Origin of the sequence: Pseudomonas sp. GM33, assembly GCF_000282295.1 — a bacterium.
Classification (GTDB): Bacteria; Pseudomonadota; Gammaproteobacteria; order Pseudomonadales; family Pseudomonadaceae; genus Aquipseudomonas; species Aquipseudomonas laurylsulfatiphila.
This window is the reverse complement of sequence record NZ_AKJO01000150.1, coordinates 1-6,639: the sequence shown is the minus strand read 5'-3', so window position 1 is coordinate 6,639 and position 6,639 is coordinate 1. Positions and strand designations below refer to the sequence as shown.

General features: G+C 59.2%; 5 protein-coding genes and 1 pseudogene. 2 read left to right on the top strand and 4 right to left on the bottom strand.

Annotation, left to right across the window (positions count from 1 at the left end; genetic code table 11):
• Positions 1 to 1,371 (top strand): glucose-6-phosphate isomerase (pgi, locus tag PMI26_RS04825; protein WP_007978784.1); only part of this gene is annotated, 1,371 nt, incomplete at its 5' end.
• 192 nt (positions 1,372 to 1,563) lie between these two features.
• The gene (locus tag PMI26_RS32030) at positions 1,564 to 1,761 is read left to right on the top strand and encodes a hypothetical protein (protein WP_033048268.1); all 198 of its coding nucleotides are present in this window, start codon (positions 1,564 to 1,566) and stop codon (positions 1,759 to 1,761) included.
• Here the strand turns inward: PMI26_RS32030 and PMI26_RS04830 are convergent.
• From PMI26_RS04830 to PMI26_RS04845, 4 genes and pseudogenes are all read right to left on the bottom strand, one after another.
• A complete protein-coding gene (locus PMI26_RS04830; protein WP_007978782.1) occupies positions 1,751 to 3,244 on the bottom strand; it encodes a DUF1254 domain-containing protein in 1,494 nt (497 codons plus the stop codon). The two genes, PMI26_RS32030 and PMI26_RS04830, sit on opposite strands and share 11 nt — an antisense overlap.
• A gap of 48 nt (positions 3,245 to 3,292) precedes the next feature.
• Positions 3,293 to 4,747: a DUF1254 domain-containing protein gene (locus tag PMI26_RS04835; protein ID WP_007978780.1), complete on the bottom strand. Its 1,455-nt coding sequence runs from the start codon at positions 4,745 to 4,747 to the stop codon at positions 3,293 to 3,295.
• Between the two features lie 172 nt (positions 4,748 to 4,919).
• The gene (locus tag PMI26_RS04840) at positions 4,920 to 5,549 is read right to left on the bottom strand and encodes a LysE family translocator (protein ID WP_007978778.1); all 630 of its coding nucleotides are present in this window, start codon (positions 5,547 to 5,549) and stop codon (positions 4,920 to 4,922) included.
• A 315-nt stretch (positions 5,550 to 5,864) separates the two neighbouring features.
• Positions 5,865 to 6,639: pseudogene (locus tag PMI26_RS04845) on the bottom strand (allantoin permease); the annotation flags it as partial.

Below are 6,639 nucleotides of genomic sequence, written 5' to 3'. Positions count from 1 at the left end.
GCCCTGCACACCGCCCTGCGTCGCCCGGTTGGCGACAAGCTGTCGGTCAATGGCGTCAACGTGATGCCCGAAGTGCACAAGGTGCTGAACCAGATCACCGACCTCGTCGGCCGCATCCACGATGGTCTGTGGCGTGGTTACACCGAGAAGCCGATCACCGACGTGGTGAACATCGGCATCGGTGGCTCCTTCCTCGGCCCGGAACTGGTGTCCGAAGCCTTGCTGTCCTACGCCCAGAAAGGCGTGCGTTGCCATTACCTGGCGAACATCGACGGCAGCGAATTCCACGAACTGACCATGAAGCTGCGTGCCGAAACCACGCTGTTCATCGTCTCGTCGAAATCCTTCAACACCCTCGAAACCCTGAAAAACGCCCAGGCCGCCCGTGCCTGGTACCTGGCCCAGGGTGGTTCGGAAGCCGAGCTGTATCGCCATTTCATCGCGGTCTCGAGCAACAACGCCGCCGCCGTGGCGTTCGGTATCCGCGAAGAGAACATCTTCCCGATGTGGGACTGGGTCGGCGGCCGTTACTCGCTGTGGTCGGCCATCGGTTTGCCGATTGCCCTGGCCATCGGCATGTCCAACTTCAAGGAACTGCTGTCCGGTGCCTACACCATGGACCAGCACTTCCAGAGCGCACCGTTCGAACAGAACATGCCGGTGCTGCTGGCCTTGCTCGGCGTGTGGTACGGCAACTTCTGGGGCGCACAAAGCCACGCGATCCTGCCGTACGATCACTATCTGCGTAACATCACCAAGCACCTGCAACAGCTGGACATGGAATCCAACGGCAAGAGCGTGCGCCAGGACGGCAAGCCCGTGTCCACCGATACCGGGCCGGTGATCTGGGGCGGCGTCGGCTGCAACGGTCAACACGCCTACCACCAGTTGCTGCACCAGGGCACCCAACTGATTCCGGCCGACTTCATCGTGCCGATCGTCAGCTTCAACCCGGTGTCCGACCACCACCAGTGGCTATACGCCAACTGCCTGTCGCAAAGCCAGGCGCTGATGCTCGGCAAGACCTTGGCCGAGGCCGAAACCGAGCTGCGCGACAAAGGCATGAGCGAAGCCGACGTACACAAACTCGCGCCGCACAAGGTGATCCCGGGCAATCGTCCGAGCAACACCCTGGTGGTCGAGCGCATCAGCCCGCGTCGCCTCGGCGCACTGGTGGCGATGTACGAACACAAAGTCTTCGTGCAAAGCGTGATCTGGGGCATCAATGCCTTCGACCAGTGGGGCGTGGAGCTGGGCAAAGAACTGGGCAAGGGCGTCTACAACCGCCTGGTCGGTAGCGAGGAAACAGCAGCTGAAGACCCGTCCACTCAAGGGCTGATCAACTACTTCCGCGGTCGGCATCGCGGGTAATCTGACAAAGTTAGCCGAAGCTGACCGGCCGCTACAGGTCGGTTGCAGCCCAAGGCGACGGCAACAGACGGCCATTAGCTGTCCTACACGAAGGGCAGCCTTGGGTCGATTGCTGTCTGTCGCGAAGGGGAAGAAACGGCCAAAAGCTGACGCTTGGGAGTGTCCAGAAAGTCCGGGGGGCAATCAATCATCATGACTTCGATCATCCTTGATGAAGTCAACGATGGTGCCTGGGGAGCCAATGGAGCGATCTGGCATCTGCCCGATTTCATTCAGGCGGCCGGGTACCGACATCTGCAAGATCTGGCGCAGCCGCAGACCCTCCAGGCGCCAGCCGTTCGCCCTGCCCCGCTTTACAACGGGGCAAGGCAGTTCATCGTTACTGCTTGATCAAATCACTGGGCTTCCAGCTCTGGTCGAAAAACGCTTGCTTGGGACCATACAAACGCACGATCACCAGGAAGCCTTTGCCCGGTACGGTACGAATCCAGTTCTTGCCCGTACCCGGTGATTCGGGGCCGAAGTAGAGGTCGGTCGAGCCATCGCTGTTCTGCGCCGGTTTGTCCATCTGGTTGAGCGACGGGAACGGCTGGCCGTTGTCCAGGCCCGAGGCGGTCAGGTTGTCGTAGGCCGTCACCGACCAGAACAACGCCGCCGGCACATTGGCGGGCAGGTTGAGCTTGTAGGTGTGGGCGCCGTCGAGGAACTTGCCGTCGGCATCGCGGGTGGTGGCGGGATACTTGGCACCGGCGCCGACCATGTTCATCACCATGCCCGGGCTGTCCGAGTAGGCCGATGTGAAGAACGCCACACGCTGTTCGAGGTTGGTGAACGTGCCGCTGGACTGGAACTCGGTGTTTTCCCCGGCGAAGGTGTTCACGTACTGGCGATCCGTGTAGTACAGGCCGCCCGGCTCTTTCATCAGCAGATGACTGGTGACCACCTTGCTCATCTTGAACGCGGTGCGTGCCGCCTCATCCAGCAGCTTGCGCCGCTGTGCATCCGGGGCGAAAGCCTTGCCCTTTTCGATGCCGATGGTGTGCAGGAAGCCGCGCATGTCCATGTCCGCCGGGTCGACCGCTTCGGCTTCAATGAAGCGCGACAGCAGATCGAAGTACCGGCCGTCCTCGGGGAACAGCATGTTGATCGGGGCACCGGTGGCATCGGGGAACTGCATCGGCAGCGCCGAATCCTTCTTGCCCAGCGGATAGATCTTCGTGCGCTCGACTTCGGCCACCGGCACGCTCAGGTCTTTCGGGTCCTTGAAGAAGGTGCGCCAGAACAGGAACACGTTGTTGGTGCGCGAGCGGTAGACGTAGCCCTCAGTGGGCTCCGGGCCGGTGTAGCCCGGCGGCAACAGTACATAGGTGCCGCCCTTGCCCTTGTCGGGGCCGGCCAGGCCGACGTCGCCGCGCCAGGTCTTGCCATCGATGGTCGGACCGACAATCGGCCGCTGGAAGAAATCGTCGAACATGCCCTGCACGCCGGGCGGTGCTTCGACCACCAGCGGACCGTACTTCGCCAGGTCCAGATAGCTCATGGCGTAGACCAGGTCGGAGTTCGGCGTGGTCACCAAGGTCTTGGCGTTGATGCGCTTTTTCCAGGTCGGCAGGATGTTGTAGCCGGCGCCGAATTGTTTCTCCGACGCCTCCTTCATCGACCAGATGTTGATGGCCGGCAACGACCAGAGATACGACTGCACGGCACGCTGGAAAATCAGCTCGTCGATCATGCTGCGTGCGGTGGCCTCGGTCGGGAAACCGTTTTCGAAGGGCTGGTTGGCCAGCTCTTCGTACCGCGTGGCGGCATCGGCGACGCCGCTCAGGGAGACCGCCACTGCCAGGGCGGTCAGGGTGTTACGCAAGCTGCTCATGGGATGTCCTTATGTGGCGCAGTTTGAAGATAAATAGGGGCACTGATTTCAGTTGAGCTTGACCACCGCCGGCGGCGTCCACTGGCCGTTCATCGCGGCGGCTTCAGGCCAATAGGCGCGTACGTAGAGGGAGAAGTCGGCGCCCTTGGGCGCGGGCAGCCAGTTACTTTCCTTGTCGGCACCCGGGGATTCGCTCTGCACGTACAGCGTCAGCGAGCCGTCGGCATTGGGCTTGAGCGATTTGTTCTTGGTGCCCAGGGAATAACGGCCCAGCGGGTTATCCGCGAAGAAGTGCTGTTCGTTATACAAAGTCAGCGACCAGAAACCCTTGACCGGCGGCAAGGCATCTTTAGGGAAGGTCACGCTGTAGCGCTGGCCGCCATTGAGGCGCGTGCCGGACTGATCCAGGTCCTGGTAGAAGTACTTGGTCTCGATCTGCTTGTTGACGAAGATGTTCGAGCGGGCCACCGCGGTGCGCAGGAAGTAGTCGGTGCCGAACGCTGCGCCGTTGTCGATAGTGCTCCAGTGATTGGGCAACTGCTTGCCATAGTTGCGGAACTGCAACAGCGGCTTGACCACTTCGACATCAGACTTTTGCGCCTCGTCGATCATGGCCTTTTTCAGCACCGGATCACGCTGGGCGATCTGTACCAGTACCGACAACTGCGCATAGCGTGCTTCTTCGCCGGGCAATGGCTTGGCGTCCTTGAGGAGTGCCGGCAGTTCATCGAAGAATTTTTCCGGTAGCACCCAGCGGGTTTCTTCGGCGCCTGCCGCTTCTGCCGGGAATTTCGGCGACTTGCTCCAGTCACGCTGCTTGAGCTTGCCGTCGTACTTGGACACCGGGTACATATCGATGCCGGACAAGTACTGTTGAATCGCCTTGCGATCCTCGGTTGTATCGTCCTGGAACACCCGTGGAATCACGAAACCGGTGTTGGTCTTGGCGCGGAAAACCTGGGTGATGCCCTCAGGCACCTTGCCGTTCCAGTCCGGGCCCACCAGCAGGTAGAAACCGGGTTTGGTGCCGTACATCTTGCCCAATTCGGCGAAGCTGTCGGAGCGCAGGTCCACGACCTGATACACCCAGAACCGGTCGCCGAAATCCGGTACCTGCAACACCACCGGCTCCAGATCCAGCGCGATGCTGCCGGCGCCGTAGACCACGTCCTGGTTCGGGCAGGCCACCAGGCGTTCACCCGGCGAGATGTAATCGGTGAGCATCGACAGATGATTGATCGGCGCCACGGGCACGATGCCACCCATCAGGCCGGCTTGCGGCAGATCCTTGAACTTCAGCCGCCGGTTATAGATGTTGGCCATCGGCCAACCCCAGAAATAGGCTTCGCGCGCCATCATGCGCACATAGCTTTCGGTCACCTTCACATCGGCCTCAGGCCCGGACACCTGAGCCACCGGCTCACTCTGCGCCTGCACGGCAGTCGCGCCGAGCAACATCGCCGTTGCGAGCAGGCAAAGGGAGAAAAGAGGAGTCTTTTTCATGAAGGTGCTTCCTTGCTTGGGAGTTTTACAAAGATGTGTTCTTACTTAAAGTCACATCTAGAGAAACTACCAGACGAATATGATTCGACCAATAAGAGCCGTGAACTAAGTCATGTTATTCGCCGCTGCTGTCCGCAAGAAAGTTTATGCCAAACTGATGTGCTCCGAGCCTTTAAACCGAACGGTTGAGCATTAGCAAACGTACTGCCAGAGCCGTCATCACCACAGCAAAGCTATAAGTGCCAAGGCGTTTGGAAAATAGGCCCTCGCGGAGACGACCATGCAGTCGGCCGCTGAAGAATCCGAGCAGGGAATGGAAAATCAGTGCGATCAGCGCAAGCAATAATCCCAAGAATATCAACTGTGAGGTAACGCTGCTTACACCCACGGTGACGAACTGCGGTAGGAATACCATGAAGAACAACAGTGCTTTGGGGTTCAACAGGCTGTTGAGCGTGGCTCTGACAAAGATCTTGCGCATCGAAGCCTGTGTTGCTTGAGCATCTGTATCCACAGGGGGAGCCCTCAATGCTTGCCAGGCCAACCACATTAGATAACAAGCGCCTGCCCACCGCAGCAGGTCAAATGCAGGAGCCCAACTCATTACCAGTGCGCCAAGCCCCGTACTGACAATGATGGTCATCAGCACATCGGCCAGGGTTATTCCCAGAGCTGCGGCGATACCCGCGCGCCGGCCGTGGGCAACTGCATGGCTGGTGACGATAGCCATGTTAGGGCCAGGCACTATCAGCAACAGCAAGGCTGCAACAACGAAAAGGTAGAGATTAGTGGTGTCTGGCATAACAAATACGTCCTTCGGGAAGAAGTTATGCTAACCGGTGGTGATTAGGCAGACGCAGGTACAGTGAGGGTTGATTTGGCCATAACAGTCAGGCATGAAGAAAAAAGAATCTGAAAACATGTCGACTGGTTGAAAACAAAGTCAAAAACAGCCCTTGGGAGAGCGTCTGCTCTTGGCCGTTTTCAGCCGGTCACCAAAGGCAGAAAACGGCCAGAAACAGTCACTGGAAACCCATCAGCGAATTTGTAATGAGCTTCCCATTGCCCGCTCTACCTTGTTAGAGCAGGCTGGTACGGGATGAGTGACTGCAAAACTCTACTCCGCCAACCCTAACCGCAACCGGCCTCGATGGGATAAGCCGGCTTGCAAGGCAAATGCAACTATCACGGTAGATGGCGCGGAAAAGCTGCTCAGGCCGCCGCCGGAAAACATCAACCCAAGACCCAATGCGGTGGCGCCAAACCAGGCCGTCAAGCCCACCGGATTAAACGCGACCACCCGTTCGAGCGCTGCCACGTCACTGCGTCCGTAGACAATCTGCGCCAACGCCACACCCACCCAGGCCACCACGAAAATCCCCTGATAGGCCAACGCCTTGAGGAGGTAGGCAAACACGTCCGCGAGCATCAAGCCGTAGACGATCACCCCCACCGCCACTGCCCACATCAGGTACGAACCGCGAAGGCCAATTCGACCAAAGAACGCCTGCATGTTCAGGGTTGCCAAGTAATAGTTGGCGGTGTTGATCCGGGTTTGTGTGGCCCAGACAAACAGCAAACCCCACAGGCCCATCAACTGCAAAATCGCCATCACCACCGAAACTTCGTTCAGCGCGCCTTCGTGGGGAATGCTACTGACCAGGTAAATGCCCGCCGCGCCGTTGAGCAGAAACGTCACCGCGTAGAACGGCATGCCGAAGTTCCAGCGACCGTGGTACTCGGCGTCTTCAGGCTTGCCGAAACGCGCATAGTCGAAGGTGAACAGCATCAACACCCAGACGCCCATGTAGGCGACATAACAATCCCACCAGCCGAATGCACCAGGCGTTGCCGGGCCGAAATCCAGCCATTGCGGCTGGTAGCCATAACGG